The organism is Micromonospora sp. NBC_01740 (assembly GCF_035920365.1).
In the GTDB taxonomy this organism is placed as follows: Bacteria; Actinomycetota; Actinomycetes; order Mycobacteriales; family Micromonosporaceae; genus Micromonospora; species Micromonospora reichwaldensis.
In genome coordinates this window covers 3,531,709-3,545,209 of record NZ_CP109150.1, presented here as the reverse complement: position 1 = coordinate 3,545,209, position 13,501 = coordinate 3,531,709, and the positions used below count along the sequence as shown (strand labels likewise).

Here is a 13,501-nt window from a genome sequence, read left to right as displayed (position 1 = left end):
ACGGCGAAAGGGGGCACCCCGGTCTCGGGAGTGCCCCCTGGGCCGTAGCCGGCACGCGGTCCGCGGGCCAGCCGGGCCGGGGCGATGCGTCAGCAGCCCTGCCGGCGGCTGTAGATCTGGTGGCGCGCGCCCGCCCAGCCGATGTAGCCGACCGCCTCTACGCAGTAGGATGCCGTGCCGGTGACGCCGACCGGGCCGGCGTGGTAGCTGAAGTCACCGGAGTCGGTGTCCGCGCTACCCGAGCGGGTGCAGTGCGCGCCCTCACCGGAACGCTCGGCGCAGCGGTAGATCTGCACGAAGGTGGGTGCCGACTTCCCGTAGGCCGCGCCCCGGTGGTAGAAGCACGCGCTGTTGGTGCCCCCGTTGCTGCTGTTGTAGTAGATCACCAGTTCGCCGTAGCCCGAGGACTGCACCTGGCTGTAGATGATCGTGCCCGAGCAGGAGCCGGCCGCCTGGGCGGCGGGTGCGCCGACCGTCATGACCGACGCGACGGTCACCAGTGCCATCAGGGTCGAGAACACTCTCTTCATGGTCACCAAGGCCCAATCCACAGTCGACTGTCTTCCGTTGTGGATCATGATCGCACACGGCCGCCCGAACACCGCCCCGTGGGCGACACGCCGCCGGGGCGTCAGAGCTGCCGCAGGATGGCCACCTTGTCGTACGCGACGGCGACCACGTCCGGCTTCCCGTCCCCGGTGACGTCGCCGACGGCCAGGGCGTCCTCCTGGGACCCGACCCCGTCGACGCTGTTCGTCGCGTACCCGCCGAGGGTTCCGGTCGGTACCTGCAGATGGACGCTCACCGCCAACCAGTTGGCGTGTGCGACGACCAGGTCGTTCCGGTTGTCGCCGGTCAGGTCGCCGATCACGAGACCGGCGGCGCAGTCGTAGGCGGGATACCTGGTCGGCGTCGCGGCGAGCCCACCGACGCCCTGCGCGAACACCTGGACGGCGGCGTCCGGGGTGTTGCCCTGGACGCTGGTCACCAGGTCGGCCCGGCCGTCGCCGGTCACGTCACCGACCGCCGCGCCGAGGCTGACCCGGCGGTGGCCGTTACCGTCCGCCGGCGTCCGGTAGGTCGTCGCCGGCCCGTAGGAACCGTCCGCGCGGCGCAGCCGCACCCACGTGCCGTGGCCGTAGAACTGCGCGAGGTCGACCCGGGCATCCCCGTCGAGGTCGGCCACGAAGACCTGGTTCGCCGGCGCACCGGCCGTGAACGGCCCGGTGACCGTCGTGTGCGTCGGGAACGTGTGCGTCGCGCTCTGCGCGTGAATCCTCACCTCGCCCTGCTTCGCACCGACGACCAGGTCCGGGCGCCCGTCACCGGTCACGTCCGCGATCGCGACGTCCTCGGCGCCACCGGCCACCAGCACCGGCGCGGCGAGCCGCCCGCCCCGCTGGAACAACACGTCGACGCCGGCGGACGAGGACATCGCCACGTCCGTACGCCCGTCGCCGTCGATGTCGGCGACCGCCAGCCGTACGTCGCTGTTGTAGCCGCCGTGCGCGGGGATCCTCGTGGGAGCGCCGTACCCGTGGTCGGCCTGCTGGGCGAAGACCAGCACCGAACTCGTCTGCGTGCCGGTGGCGGCGTCCACCCCGACGACGATGTCACGCCGCCCGTCGCCGGTGACGTCGGCGACCGCGACCGCGTTGGTCCCGGTCGACCCCGTCGGGAGGTACCGCGCGGGCGCGAAGGCCCCTGCGCCCGCCGCCCCAGCGCGCGCCGGCGCCGCCACCCCGGCCGCCACGGCGAGCGTCGCCGCCATACCGACCCTGACCAGTCTGTCCATTCCGTCCCCCGTTCGCATCCCGGCCATCGATCGACGGCCGCGCATGCGCCACGTGCCCCGGCCGTCGACGCCGCAAACCTCGCGCGAGGCCGACCCCGGCGGTTGGCACGGGGACGCGGCCCGCCCGGCGGCGCGGAACGCGCACGCGCCGTCTACCGCAGGGCGCGCCGACACCCGCTCACGCCGCAGCCGGCGTCACGGGGCGTGGCGCCACCAGGGGTTTTCGAGAACAAGTTCCTCGAGGTCACGGACGTTCTCGGCAACCGTCTGCGCGGGGATGTCCGGGCGTTGGAGCGAGACGCGGAGGTCCGCGGCGAGGTAGCTCGCCTCGCGCACCTCGCACTCCCGGCGCAGGGTGGCCGGGGACGTCCCCGTCTCGTCGGCGACGACGTCGAGGACGGCCTCCATGTGCGGGCCGCTGAACCGGACCAGGAAGAACCAGTCATCCATCGGTTCGCCGAAGCGCGCCCACTCGAAGTCCAGCAGCGCCGTCACACTGCGGTCGCGAGCGAGCCAGTTTCCCCAGTGGCAGTCCGCGTGGACCGGGACGGCCACGCTCGCCTGCGCCGGCGCGCCCTCCGCTATCGCCGCCAGACCGTCGAGCACCCGGCGAGGGATGATCCCGTCCCGGTTCAGGGCGCCGAGGCTCTCCACCTCGGCGAAGAGCGCGGCCTTGCTGACGAACCCGCCGTGGTCGAGCGTCTCTGCCAGCGTCTGCCGGGCGGGGGCCGCAGGCGTCCAGCGGTGCAGTGCGTGCAGCCGCTGCACCGCCTCCGCCGCCAGCAGGCGCGCGGTCACCTCGTCCACGCCGGGCATGTCCATGCCGGGCGTCGCCCCGGGCGCGCGGGCGTAGCAGGCGTAGCGGACCTCGCGGGTCTCCAGCTCGTAGCGCCCGCTGTCGAGCAGCGGCGCCGTGATGCCGGCGGGCAGGTGGGGCGCGAGGGCGATCTCCCGGTCCAGCCGCGAGTGGCGGTCGGCCTCGATGACCTTCACGACGACGTCCGCCCCCAGGTAGACGTGGTGCGAGAGGCTGTCGCCGACGATCATGGGGCCGGGGTCCCGGCCCAGGGCCGCCGTGGCGATCGCGTGGGCCACGTCGTGGGCCTGTCGCGGGTCGATCATCGGCGGTCGCACCGCGGCGTGGCCGTCGTCCTGGAGAACGTCATCCGAGTGTCCGATCGTGAGGGCCGGTCGCGAGAACCCTATCCCCGTACGGCGATCGCCGTTGTCCACCTTCGACGTGCCTGCCGCCCTCACCCGGCCGTGGGAGTTCCCGCGGCGCCGAACCACCTGGCGAGCGCGACGTCGAGCGCCTGCTGCTCCTCGCCGACCCACGCGACGTGCCCGTCCGGCCGGAGCAGTACGGCCGGCACGTCCCACTCGTCGCTGCCGTCGGCGACGTGGTCGACCCGGTCGGCCCAGCCGTCCACCGAAAGCCGCCCCGTCTGGTCGAGCAGCAGCCCGTTGCCGGTGCGCAACAGCTCGAACAGGCGTCCGTGCTTCAGCCCGACGTCGCGCAGCCGCCGCCCGAGCAGGTCGTGGCCCGCACCGAAGTCGTACCGGATGTCGATCGCCGTGATCTTCTCGATCAGGAACCGGTTGACGTCGTTGAAGTCCATGAGCTGCGCCAACAACCGCCGGACCGCCTGCGGTCCGGGTTCGTTGGTCGTCAGCTGCATCTGTGCGCGGGTGTTGTCCAGCACGTCGGCGGCCACCGGATGCCGCTCGGACCCGTAGCTGTCCAGCAGGTCGTCCGGCGCCCAGCCGTTGACGGCCGCCGCCAGCTTCCACCCCAGGTTGAACGAGTCCTGGATGCCGAGGTTGAGTCCCTGCCCGCCCATGGGCGGGTGGACGTGCGCGGCGTCCCCGGCCAGGAACACCCGGCCGACCCGGTAGCGCTCGGCCTGGCGGGTCGCGTCGCCGAAGCGCGACAGCCAGCGCGGGGAGTGCGCGCCGAAGTCGGTGCCGGCGTACCTGCGTAGCTGTCGCTTGAACTCCTCGAACGTCGGCGGCACCGAACGGTCCTCGACCACGCCCTCCGCCGGTACGACCGCCCGGAACACGCCCGGCGTGCCCGACGGCCCGATCCCGAACCGCTTCTCGGTCCTGCGCACCTCGGTCATCACCTCGGTGAGGTGTTCCGGGGACGCCGTCACCTCCATCTCGCCCAGCAGGGTGTCGATCTTCGACGGCTCGCCGGGGAATCCGACCCCGAGCAGTTTCCGAACGGTGCTGCGCCCACCGTCGCAGCCGACGACGAACCGCGCCCGCAACGCGGTCGCGGTTCCACTTCCAAGGTGTACGGTCACGCCGTCGTCGTCCTGCGCCAACCCGACCACCGCACAACCGCGCCGGATCTCGGCCCCGACTTCGACCGCGTGCTCGGCGAGCAGCCGGTCGGTGAGCGTCTGCGGAATGCCGAGCACGTATCCGTGGGCGGTGTCCAGCCCGGTCGGGGCGGGCTTTTCGATGCCCGCGAAGAATCCCCTGAGCGGATACTGCCTGCCGTTTTCGAGGAACCGCTCCAACAGCCCTCGCTGATCCATCACCTCGATACTGCGCACGTGCAGCCCGAGCGACCGCACGAACGGCGGCGGCTCGGCGTCCTTCTCGAGCACGAGCACGTGGACGCCCCGAAGACGCAGTTCACTCGCCAGCATCATGCCGGTCGGGCCGCCGCCAACAATGATCACATCGAACATGAATCCCCCATGGTGTGCCGATTCCCGCGCTCGGCCGACGATTCTGCGCCACGACCGGGGTCTTGCCGCAAGCCCTGGGGTGCGGTATATGTTAATGGTGGCAAGGAGTTCTCCTCCTTGCCTTTGTTGTTCTCCGGCCCCGCACGCGCGGCCTTTGTCGTTCCCAGGCCGACGGGATCTGCCCGTCAGTACGCTGCGCTCGTCACCGGTTCCTCACGAGCTGCCCTGCTGCCGGCGCACCATCTCGGTGATCCAGACGGGCGCGAACGGAGACGTGCAGCCCGGGGAGGTCGGGTAGTCCTTGAGCACCCCCAGGCGCTCACCGATCTCGATCGCACGGGCGCGGTGCCCGGCGTGCTCGATCCCGATCCGAGCCAGGCACTCGTTCATCGCCCACTGCAGGCGATCCGGCGCGTCTCTCATCTCCGCCTCGATGACGTCGAGCAGTCCTTCGAGGTCGAGGCCTTCGGGCCTCTTCGTCACGCGTTCGGCGGTCAGGGCCCAGCCGGCACTCGCCACCACTGGATCGGGATCGGCGGACCACGCCAGGCGCAGCTCTTCGGAGTGCGGGTTCTTCTTCACCACGTAGTTCACGAGCCAGTCGTGCACCTTGGGTGTGCGCGCCCCGCGCAACATGACGTCCAGCTCGTCACGCCCGAACGCCTTCGGGCGGCAGATCAGGATCGCCAGCAGCCGCGCCGCGGTGTCGTCCGTCGCCCAGAGCTGGCACGCGAGTTCCTGTTGCGTCCTGAGCCGCTTCGCGAGCGCGCGCAGCTTGCCGAGGTGCACACCGTGGTCGTCACCGTGTCTCCTGTTCACCTCGCGCGCCTTCGGGTCCTCGAGCGCGGCCAACTCGGCCATCACCTCGGCCACGGTCGTCTCCGTCACCTCAGCCTCCTCCCCGAACTGTGCGGCTCAGCCTACGAGGGAGCGGCGCTGTTCCACGCCCAGGAGAGTGCGCGCGCCCTCGCCAGCGCAGACGGGTTCGACCCGTACGCGCAGTGCAGCCCTGACGGGAGCTTCACGACGCAGTCGGAGCGACTCGCGGCTCCGGCAGCGGAACGGCCAGCGAGAGCAGCTGCCGTTGCCAGTCGGCGGCGTGCCGACCCTCTCCGGGCACCAGGGCGGCGCCCTGCCAGCCCGAAACCGACCGGATGCCGTGCAGGGCGCTGATCGACCAGACCTCCAGCCCGTCGAGGTCGGCCAGGCGGCAGGACTCGAACCGGACCGCCTGGCCACGCTCTGCCGCCAGGCGGAGTATCAGCCTCCGGGTGACGCTCGGCAGTACGTACGGCCGTCGGGCGGAGCGCACAGGCCGTCGCCGCGCCACCACATCAGGCCGCTGAGCGCCCCCTCCCGCACCTCGCCCTGCGGGGAGAGCAGCAACGCCTCGCCCGCTCCCGCCCTGCCCGCCTCGTCGCGCAACGCCTCCAGTGCCGCCAGGTCCGGCCCCTTGACCGACGGTTCGGTCCGCGAATCGCCCACGCCCGGCACCCAGAGCACGACGCTGGCGGAGAGCCTGGGCGCCGGGCGTAACCAGAACCGGAACTCGCCGGCGTGGTACTCGACCCTGGGGAACCATCGCCCGCCGCGGGGCAGGACGTCGATGACGTCCTCGAGGAACGCGTCGACGATGCCCGGTGCCACGTCGTGCCGCCGACACGAGCCGGCGAAGCGTTGGCGGTGCAGCTCGAGCCCTCGGCAGCGGCCGCCGTCCACCAACCAGGAATCGGCGACGTCGATGTCGCACGCCCTGGACGGCAGCGGCACGAAGGTCCGTGCGCCGGTCCACACCAATCGACCGGCCCCGACGGGGGAGAGATCTTCGCCACCGGTCATGACTGTCCGCCGGTCGGGTGACCGTAGCCGGCATCCTGACCGGTCATGAGGCACTCGACAAACTGTCGTAGTAGGCCGCGATCCCTCGGGGCGTGGGCTGCCGGTACAACTGGCGGACCGGCACCGGTGGTAGTCCCGCCTCCTGCAACTGCGCCGACATCCTGAGGGCCAGCAGGGAGTTCCCGCCCAGTTCGAAGAAGTCGTCCTCCGGGTTGACGGGCGCCCCGAAGAGCCGCTCCCAGACCCTGCAGATCCCGACGGGTGTGTCGGAAGAGAGTTCCGCGGCGTCGGTCGTCGCGGTCCGTGCCGGGCCCGGTTCGGGCAACGCGTCGACGTCGAGCTTGCCGTTGACGGTCAACGGCAGGCTGTCCACGAAGGTGACCGTCGCCGGGACCATGTAGTCGGGCAGCAGGCGGGCCGCCCGGCGACGCACGCCGAGCGGTGACGCGCCGGAAGCCGCGACCACGTACGCCCGCAGCCGCAGGTCCGCCTGGTCGCCCTGATGGGCGCGGACCACCACGGCGGCGGCCCGCACGCAGGCATCCTCCAGCAGGACCTCGCGAATCTCGTCGAGCTCGATGCGGTGCCCGCGAATCTTGACCTGCCGGTCGATCCTTCCCAGGTGCTCCAGCCGCCCGTCGGGCAGCAGCCGCCCGAGGTCACCGCTGCGGTACGCGCGCTCGCCGGTGAGCGGGTCGGTGACGAAACGCTCCGCGGTCAGCTCGGGGCGGTTGAGGTAGCCCAGTGCCAGCCCGGCCCCGCCGACCCAGATCTCCCCGGGTACGCCGGGAGGCAGCACCGCTCCCCGCGGGTCACGGACGGAGACCGACCAACCGGGCAACGCCCGGCCGACCACGCGGGAGCCCTCCAGAGCGTGGCGACGACGCATCGTCTCGGCGGTCACGTGGACCGTCGTCTCGGTGATCCCGTACATGTTCACCATCCGGCACGAGCCTTCCGGACGTCGGTCGAACCAGCGGGCGAGCATGCCCGCGTCCAACGGTTCGCCGCCGAAGACGACCAGCCGCAGCGCCAGCCGGGCCGGACCGGCCGGCACGGCAGCCAGCTGGGCGAACGCCGACGGGGTCTGGTTGAGCACGGTCACCGACTCGGCCCTGAGCAGTTCGTGGAAGTCCTCCGGCGACCGGGCGAGCGGGTAGGAGACCACCACCAGGCGTCCCCCGGTCATCAGCGCGCCCCAGATCTCCCAGACCGAGAAGTCGAAGGCGACCGAGTGGAAGAACGTCCAGGTGTCCGCCGGACCGAACCCGTATTCGTCGCGGGTGGCGGCGAGCAGGTTCACCACGTTGCGGTGCGGGACGACCACGCCCTTGGGCCGTCCGGTCGAACCGGAGGTGTAGATGACGTACGCCGGGTCGTCGGGTCCCGGTGCCGGACCGGCGGGTGCGGCCGACACGGCGGACGCGGTCAGGTCCGCCAGGGAGCGGACCGGCAGCGAGGAGTCCGCCGGGAACGACTGGTCCCCGATCACCAGGGTGAGGTCCGCATCGGCGGCCGTGAACCGCAACCGCTCCTGCGGATAGGCCGGATCCATCGGCACGTAGGCAGCGCCGGTGCGCAGCACGGCGAGCAACGCCACCACCAGCTCCGCGGACCGAGGCAGACAGACGCCCACCCGGGTGCCCGGTCCCACGCCCATCGCGGCCAGTGCCCGACCGAGGGTGGCGCTGCGCCGATCGAGTTCCCCGTAGGTCACGGTCGTCGTCCCCGGCTCGACGAGTGCCGGCGCGTCCGGCCTGCGGGCGGCCTGCGCCGCCACGGCCGCGACGATGGTGGGCCAGGGCGCCGGCGGGCACGGCCCGCCCGCGCCGAGGGACAGCACCGCGCGCTGCTCGTCCGCCGGGAGCAGGGCCACCCCGGCGACCACCGTGCTGTCCGGCCCGTGGCGCAGCTGCCGGTACACGTGATCGAGGCGACGGCAGAACTCCGCCAGCCCGGTGCCGTCGACGCGGCCGTCGGCCGAGCGGACCGTGAGCCGCAGGTCTCCGCCGTCACCCAGGGTGACCAGGAAGGTCAGTGGGAAGGCCGCCAGTTCGCCGGCCTCATACCGTACCGACGGGGCGTGGGGCGACAGGTCGAAGACCAGCGCGGCGGTGTCCAGCCGGTCGGCTGAGGACATCAGCTGCCGGTGCAGCTCCGGCCGGTGCAGGCAGGGACGGAAGCGGGTCAGGGCCGAGGCGACGGCGGCGGTCAGCTCCGTGACCGTGGCGGTGCCGTCGATCCGCAACGGGACCAGTGACATCCCCGCCACGGCGCCGGCCGGATCCCGCTCCGCCGGCACGGCCACGCCGAGCACGAACGACTCGGCGCCGCTGTGCCGGGACAGGGTCAACGCCACGGCCGTGACGACGGCGAGCCGCGTCCGGGCCGCGTCGGCCGGCGGGGCGGTGTCCAGCACCAAGCGGTACGTCGCGGCCGAACGCTCCGGCCCGGAGTCGAGGCCCAACGGCTGGTAGGAGCGGCACACCTCGGCCTCGAGCGCGGCGTCGGGCTCCTCGTGGGCCGCACCGGCCGGCTCGGCGGGGATGCCGCCCGCGCAGATCGACAGCGCGGCGGCGCGCAGCGCTGGACCGTCCAGCAACGAACGGTGTACGGCCAGGACGAGGTCCCGCCCGTCGGCGTACTCGACGAGCACCGCCCGCAGCAGCGGGCCTCGTCGCCGGTCGACGGGGCGGGCCAGCTCCCGGCTCCGCCAGGCCCGCGCCGCTGCTCCGTCCCGCGGCGAGCGCAGGTGTTCCCGCCAGAGGCGGTACGAATCCGGCCCGGGCCGTCGACCGGAACCGGCCGGCTGCCCCTGCGCCGGGGGGAGGGCGGCGGGCAGGGCGCGGATCCGCTCCTCGACATCGGTCACCGTCACCTCGGCCGGCAGGGGCACCGCAACAGCGTGCGTGTCCGTCGGCGACCAGCCACGCGCCGGCAGGTCAGCGCCGGTGCGGCGCGTCGGCGTCGGGTCCACGGCCGGGTCGACCGGCCGGGTCGGCAGTTCGTTGCTCATCCGTACCTCCAACTCCACCGCTCCGGCCCCGCGACAAGCGACGTGGCGGCGCGGTCATCGGCTGGTGAACCCACCGTCCACCGTGACGACGCTCCCGGTGACCCGCTGGGACTCGTCGGACGCCAACCAGAGCGCCGCGGAGGCGACGTCCTCCGGTTCGACCAGCGAGTTCATCGGCTGCCCCTGCAGGAAGGTCTCTTCGTGGTCGGCCACCGCGACGTCCAGGGATCGGGCGATCTCCGAGAGCATCCGCCCCTCGAAGGGCTCGCTGTCCCGCACCGAACCCGGGCACAACGCGTTGACGCGTACCTTCAGCGGCGCGAAGTCCAGGGCGGCCGCCCGCGTCAGGCCGATCAGGCCGTGCTTGGCCGCGACGTAGGCCGCGAAGTTGCGGTAGCCGACCAGTCCGGCGGTGGAGGAGACGTTGATGATGCTGCCCGCGCGTTGCGCGAGCATCCCCGGGGCCGTCGCCCTGATCATGCGCCACGCGCCGTTGAGGTCGACATCGATCATGAGCAGCCACTGGGCCTCGGTGATCTCCTGGGTCGACTGCCCCGACGGTGCGGCGATACCCGCGCAGTTGACCAGCACGTCGGCCCGACCGAACCGGTCCATTGTGTCGCTTACCACCTGCTGCACCTGCGCCGTGGACCGCAGGTCCGCCGTGCGTACCAGCACCGGGGCACCTCGGTCCCGGCAGAGTTCCGCGGTGTGTTCCAGCTGGCTCAGTGAGCCCAGCGGGTACGGCACGCCGTCGATGTCCGCTGCGACGTCGGTCAGGACCAGGGCGGCTCCCTCGTCGGCGTACGCGACGGCGCAGGCCCGGCCGAGACCCCGGGCGGCGCCGGTGACGACGGCGACCTTCCCGTCGAGCCTCATCGCGCTCCGCCGGATACCGGGGCCGCCTCGGCCAGCGTCTCCCCCGCCAGGCCCAGGATCGCGTCGACCTGGTCGGTCAGGTACATGTGCCCACCGGGGAGGTTCATCAGCCGGAAGTCGCCGAGGGTGGCCGCCCGCCACTGCGCGGCCTCGTCCTCGGCGACGAGCGCGTCCTCGGCACCCCGCAGCACCGTCACCGGCGCCGCCACCCGCGCGTCGGGCGCCGCCCGATAGCTCTCGTGCATCTGCACGTCGGCACGCATCGCGGGCAGGATCAGGTCGCGCAGTTCCTCGTCGGCCAGCGCCGGGTGCTCGTACCCGGCGAACTCCCGGACCCGGCGCAGGAACGCCTCGTCGGTGAGGCCGCTGGCCCCGTTCTCCCGCACCGACCACGGCCCGGGGGAACCGGAGACGAACAGGTGCCGGACCACGACACCGGTGGCCGTCTCCAGGCGGCGGACCAGTTCGAAGGCGAGTACCGCGCCCAGGCTGTGCCCGAACACCGCCACCGCCGTTCCACCGGTCACCGCTGGCGGGAGGTTGCGCACCAGGTCGTCGACCGCGGCCCGCACCTCGGTGCACGGCTCCTCCTCGAGCCGGTTCTCCCGGCCTGGGAGCTGCAACGGACGCACCTGGACCCGCTCGTCGCGGTCGCGCCATGGCGAGTAGTAGCTCGCACCCGCTCCGGCGAACGGCAGGCAGAGCAGGGGGATGCCGGTCATGTCTCAGTTCTCCTTCGTTGCTGGTGGCGTCGCGGCCGGTACCCGCCGGCTGGCGCCGGTACAGAGCCGTACGAGTTCGTTGAGGCTGCCGAACTCCACCGGAGCCGGCAGGCCCGCCGGCGTCCGGTCGACGGTCGGGACGGTCGGGTCGGTGCTCCGCAGCAGGACAGCCGCGGCCACGTCGTGGCGGGGTGCCGTCAGGTAGGGCAACTGTGCGCTGCGGTAGGCCGGCGCGGTACGGGGCGTCGCCGCCAGTTCGACGCCGATGACCAGGACCTGGCGCATGTCGCCGTCGTGGAGGATCAGTTCCGCCGCGGCCAGTGCCGGCGCGCAGACGTCGCGGTCCACCGAGAGGCAGGAGATCTCGCCGGTGATGCCGTACTCGCGGGCGAGATGGCCCAGCACGGAGGTGGGCACCGACTGGTAGAAGAGCAGCGGGTTGTGCACCAGTCCGGCCAGCAGGCGGGTGCTCGCCGTGTCGGCGGTGACGGCGTCCCCGAACGTGCCGACCAGGAGCATCGCCGTGCTCTCCCGCCAGTCGTCGGCGTGGCTGGCCCCGGGCTTTCCGAGGCACAGCTGCGCCGCCTCGTGCACGAGCGGACTGAACCGGGACTCCACGAAACCGGGCAGGTCGTAGTCCCGGGAGCGGACCGGCCCGCGGGGGTCGTCGGCCGGTCCCCGCGTGACCGCGGCGGTGGCCACGATCTCGGTGCCGGGCCCCGGCCCGACCTGCTCGGCGGCACAGCCTGCACGGGTCGCGTCGTCGAAGACCTTCGTCACAGTCGCTCCATCACGAGGGCCGCGTTCACTCCTCCGAACGAGGCGTTGAGGCTCACCGCCAGGCGTGGCGAGGTGTGCCGTGCCTGGTTGGCCACCGGGTCGAGTTCGCAGTTCGGGTCGGGTTCGGTGAAGCCGGCGGTGGGCGGCACCAGGCCGGTCCGCAGCGCCACCATGGTGATGACGGCCTCCACCGCTCCCGCCGCCTCGAGCAGGTGCCCGGTCGTGCTCTTCGTCGAGCTGACCGGGACGCCGCCGGCGCCCGGCCCGAAGACCCGGGACAGCGCGGTGGCCTCGGCGCTGTCGTTGGCCGCGGTACCGGTGCCGTGGGCGTTGACGTAGCCGATCCGTTCCGGCCGGACGCCGGCCCGGCGCAGGGCCCGGTTCATGGCGAGGGCCATCCCCGACCCGGCCGGATCGGGGCGCACGACGTGGTAGGCGTCCGCCGCCATGCCCCAACCCGCCAGCCGGACCAATGGCTCGGCGCCCCGGGCCACCGCGCTCTGCTCCGACTCGATCACCAGAGCCGCCACCCCGTCGCCGAGCAGGAGCCCGGACCGGTCCCGGCTGAACGGGCGGATCCGTCCGTCCACCGCGAACGCCGCCCCCGAGTCGAACTTGGCGAACAGTTCCCGCTCCACCAGGTAGGCGCCGCCGCAGAGCACGGCGTCGGCCCGCCCCGCGGCGACGAGCCGGGCGCCGTGGATGATCGCGTTGGTGGACGCGACGCAGGCGTTGATGAAGGCCGTGCGGGGCTCCCCCAGCCCGAGTTCCGTACCCAGCCGCCGCGGTAGCCAGGCGGCCAGCCCGGCGGCCCCGGCGTCCGGGTCGGTCCCCCGCGCGGCCTCCGGCGTCGACCAGAAGTCGGTGACGGCGGTGTAGTCGCCCTGGGTGCCGATCAGAACCGGAATCGCGGCCGGGTCGGGCGGACCGGCCATCGCCAGCGCCGCCCGCGCGCACTCCAGGAAGACCGAGATCTGCCTCGGGGTCGCGTCCGGATCGCCCGACGCCCACCGGTGGGTGGCGGCGTGCCGCGCCCGGAAGCACGCGGTGTCGAACCGGGTGACGGGCGCGAAGGCCGGGTTACCGCCGAAGACCCCCGTACGCAGCGGCTCGGCGCCGAATCCGAAGGCGGTGAAGATGCCGAACCCGGTGATCACCACGTTCCTGGTCATGACCGGCTGCCGGGCAGGGGGTCCGGGGCCGGCCCGGCCAGCCTGCTGACGTGGGCGTGGATGCGCCGGATCGAGGTGAACTCCGCCGTCAGCGGCTCCAGCGCCCGCTCGTCGATGCCGTAGCGCCGGCTGAGGAGGTGCACCAGCCAGACCGTCGCCAGCGAGTCCAACGCCAGTTCCGTGTCGACGTCCAGGTCGGCGCCGCCGAAGATCGTCGGCTGTTCGGCGAGCAGGGTACGGAGTTCGTCGAGGTCCGTCACGGCCGGCTCTCCGATCCGGGCCGCCCCTCGGCCACGCCGGACACCCGGCGGACGAGGTCACCGATCGTGTAACCGGGCAGCTCGGCGAGGTCCAGGCCGAGGTTCACGCCGTACTCCCGTTCCACCTGGACCGTGAGTTCCATCAGGTACAGCGATTCGAGCTCCAGGCCGCCGTAGCCGAGCGGTGTGTCGTCGTCGCACTCCTCCGGAACCCGGTTCCCCGTCATCTTCTCGATCGACTCCCTGACGTACGACCGGACCGCTGCCTGCATCATTACTCCATTTCGGACGGTGGCGTCCCGCCACCGGGGACGTTGGCTGGTGGGAACGGGCTCC

General features: G+C 72.6%; 13 protein-coding genes. All 13 read right to left on the bottom strand.

Annotated features, from left to right (window positions below):
• Window positions 1-89: 89 nt before the first annotated feature.
• A complete protein-coding gene (locus OG989_RS16585) occupies window positions 90-530 on the bottom strand; it encodes a hypothetical protein (RefSeq protein ID WP_151453079.1) in 441 nt (146 codons plus the stop codon).
• 101 nt (window positions 531-631) lie between these two features.
• Window positions 632-1,795 carry an FG-GAP repeat domain-containing protein gene (locus tag OG989_RS16580; RefSeq protein WP_327031026.1) on the bottom strand — a complete coding sequence of 388 codons (1,164 nt, stop codon included), beginning with the start codon at window positions 1,793-1,795 and terminating at the stop codon, window positions 632-634.
• A 195-nt stretch (window positions 1,796-1,990) separates the two neighbouring features.
• The gene (locus OG989_RS16575) at window positions 1,991-2,917 is read right to left on the bottom strand and encodes a hypothetical protein (RefSeq protein ID WP_327031025.1); all 927 of its coding nucleotides are present in this window, start codon (window positions 2,915-2,917) and stop codon (window positions 1,991-1,993) included.
• Window positions 2,918-3,048: 131 nt separating this feature from the next.
• Window positions 3,049-4,497, bottom strand: a complete 1,449-nt coding sequence (rox, locus tag OG989_RS16570; RefSeq protein ID WP_327031024.1) for a rifampin monooxygenase — start codon at window positions 4,495-4,497, stop codon at window positions 3,049-3,051.
• A gap of 213 nt (window positions 4,498-4,710) precedes the next feature.
• Window positions 4,711-5,358, bottom strand: a complete 648-nt coding sequence (locus OG989_RS16565) for a DNA alkylation repair protein (protein ID WP_327031179.1) — start codon at window positions 5,356-5,358, stop codon at window positions 4,711-4,713.
• 399 nt (window positions 5,359-5,757) lie between these two features.
• On the bottom strand, window positions 5,758-6,336 hold the full coding sequence (locus tag OG989_RS16560) for an aminotransferase class IV (RefSeq protein ID WP_327031023.1): 579 nt from the start codon (window positions 6,334-6,336) through the stop codon (window positions 5,758-5,760).
• A gap of 43 nt (window positions 6,337-6,379) precedes the next feature.
• Complete coding sequence (locus OG989_RS16555; protein ID WP_327031022.1) at window positions 6,380-9,352, bottom strand: amino acid adenylation domain-containing protein; 2,973 nt, start codon at window positions 9,350-9,352, stop codon at window positions 6,380-6,382.
• Between the two features lie 54 nt (window positions 9,353-9,406).
• Window positions 9,407-10,231: an SDR family oxidoreductase gene (locus tag OG989_RS16550; RefSeq protein WP_327031021.1), complete on the bottom strand. Its 825-nt coding sequence runs from the start codon at window positions 10,229-10,231 to the stop codon at window positions 9,407-9,409.
• Window positions 10,228-10,953, bottom strand: a complete 726-nt coding sequence (locus OG989_RS16545) for a thioesterase II family protein (protein WP_327031020.1) — start codon at window positions 10,951-10,953, stop codon at window positions 10,228-10,230. Before OG989_RS16545 ends, OG989_RS16550 begins: the two co-directional genes overlap by 4 nt.
• 3 nt (window positions 10,954-10,956) lie before the next feature.
• Window positions 10,957-11,733 (bottom strand): hypothetical protein, encoded by a 777-nt coding sequence (locus OG989_RS16540; RefSeq protein ID WP_327031019.1) that lies wholly within the window; start codon window positions 11,731-11,733, stop codon window positions 10,957-10,959.
• Window positions 11,730-12,905 carry a beta-ketoacyl-[acyl-carrier-protein] synthase family protein gene (locus OG989_RS16535; RefSeq protein WP_327031018.1) on the bottom strand — a complete coding sequence of 392 codons (1,176 nt, stop codon included), beginning with the start codon at window positions 12,903-12,905 and terminating at the stop codon, window positions 11,730-11,732. Before OG989_RS16535 ends, OG989_RS16540 begins: the two co-directional genes overlap by 4 nt.
• On the bottom strand, window positions 12,902-13,165 hold the full coding sequence (locus OG989_RS16530; protein ID WP_327031017.1) for a hypothetical protein: 264 nt from the start codon (window positions 13,163-13,165) through the stop codon (window positions 12,902-12,904). Before OG989_RS16530 ends, OG989_RS16535 begins: the two co-directional genes overlap by 4 nt.
• Window positions 13,162-13,437: an acyl carrier protein gene (locus OG989_RS16525; protein WP_327031016.1), complete on the bottom strand. Its 276-nt coding sequence runs from the start codon at window positions 13,435-13,437 to the stop codon at window positions 13,162-13,164. The genes OG989_RS16530 and OG989_RS16525 overlap by 4 nt, the downstream gene beginning before the upstream one ends.
• Window positions 13,438-13,501 lie beyond the last annotated feature (64 nt).

Coding starts and splice junctions, on each gene's coding strand:
- OG989_RS16555 (WP_327031022.1), bottom strand. CDS start 9,352: ATGAGCAACGAACTGCCGACCCGGCCGGTCGACCCGGCCGTGGACCCG.
- OG989_RS16550 (WP_327031021.1), bottom strand. CDS start 10,231: ATGAGGCTCGACGGGAAGGTCGCCGTCGTCACCGGCGCCGCCCGGGGT.
- OG989_RS16560 (WP_327031023.1), bottom strand. CDS start 6,336: ATGACCGGTGGCGAAGATCTCTCCCCCGTCGGGGCCGGTCGATTGGTG.
- OG989_RS16535 (WP_327031018.1), bottom strand. CDS start 12,905: ATGACCAGGAACGTGGTGATCACCGGGTTCGGCATCTTCACCGCCTTC.
- OG989_RS16525 (WP_327031016.1), bottom strand. CDS start 13,437: ATGCAGGCAGCGGTCCGGTCGTACGTCAGGGAGTCGATCGAGAAGATG.
- rox (WP_327031024.1), bottom strand. CDS start 4,497: ATGTTCGATGTGATCATTGTTGGCGGCGGCCCGACCGGCATGATGCTG.
- OG989_RS16580 (WP_327031026.1), bottom strand. CDS start 1,795: ATGGACAGACTGGTCAGGGTCGGTATGGCGGCGACGCTCGCCGTGGCG.
- OG989_RS16575 (WP_327031025.1), bottom strand. CDS start 2,917: ATGATCGACCCGCGACAGGCCCACGACGTGGCCCACGCGATCGCCACG.
- OG989_RS16565 (WP_327031179.1), bottom strand. CDS start 5,358: ATGGCCGAGTTGGCCGCGCTCGAGGACCCGAAGGCGCGCGAGGTGAAC.
- OG989_RS16585 (WP_151453079.1), bottom strand. CDS start 530: ATGAAGAGAGTGTTCTCGACCCTGATGGCACTGGTGACCGTCGCGTCG.
- OG989_RS16545 (WP_327031020.1), bottom strand. CDS start 10,953: ATGACCGGCATCCCCCTGCTCTGCCTGCCGTTCGCCGGAGCGGGTGCG.